General features: G+C 73.7%; 1 protein-coding gene. It reads right to left on the bottom strand.

Translation table 11 applies throughout. From position 1 onward, the window contains the following. Positions 1 to 916 (bottom strand): D-alanine--D-alanine ligase (locus tag D7V97_RS43350; RefSeq protein ID WP_147445273.1); only part of this gene is annotated, 916 nt, incomplete at both ends.

The following is a 916-nucleotide window of genomic DNA, read 5'->3' as shown; positions in this document are numbered from 1 at the left end:
GGGGAGGCTTCGACGACGGGGGCGTCGTCGACGTGGGACTCGTCGCGGGTGGCCCGGTCGAGCACGCCCTGCACCAGCGCCGGGAAGTCCAGGCCCGCGCGGGCGGCAATCTTCGGCAGGAGGCTGGTGGGGGTGAAGCCCGGCAGGGTGTTCACCTCCAGCACCACGTCGTTCTCCAGGTCCGAGCACAGCAGGTCCACGCGGCCGTAGCCCCGGCAGCCCAGGGCGCGGTACGCGGCGAGCGCGAGCGACTCCACGTTGACCCGGCGCGTCTCCGACAGGCGGGGCGGCAGGAAGTACTGGGCGCCGCCCTTGTACTTGGCCTCGTAGTCGAAGCCCTCGCGGGGGAAGGACACCTCGCAGCTGCCCAGCACTGCGTCGCCGAGGATGCCCACCGTCACCTCCTGGCCCGCGACGAAGCGCTCCACCAGGGCCTCGCCGCCGAAGCGGCACGCCTGGGCCACCGCGGGCACCAGCGCTCCGGCGTCGTGCACCACCGACAGGCCCACCGACGAGCCGCCCTTCGCGGGCTTCACCACGCACGGGAAGCCGCTGTCGCCGTGCAGTTCCACCGCGCGCGCCACGTCCGCGCGGCCCAGCCGGTAGCCCCGGGGCGTGGCCAGGTTGTGGAGCTGGAAGAGCTTCTTCGCCATGGGCTTGTCCATGGCGAGCGCGGAGGCCAGCACGCCAGAGCCCGTGTACGGCAGCTCCAGCAGTTCCAGCAGGCCCTGCACGCGGCCGTCCTCGCCCATGCGGCCATGCAGCGCGAGGAACGCCACGTCGAGCTCCGCCGCGCGCAGCGCCCGGTCCAACCCGGGGCCCGCGAAGACGCGGGTGACGGTGTGCCCCAGCGTCTCCAGGGCCGCCACCACGGCCTCCCCCGTCTTGAGCGAAATCTCCCGCTCCTCGCCCCACC

This window comes from Corallococcus sp. CA053C (assembly GCF_003611675.1).
In the GTDB taxonomy this organism is placed as follows: domain Bacteria; phylum Myxococcota; class Myxococcia; order Myxococcales; family Myxococcaceae; genus Corallococcus.
The sequence above is the reverse complement of the archived record's forward strand: the minus strand, read 5'-3'. Positions and strand labels throughout refer to the sequence as shown.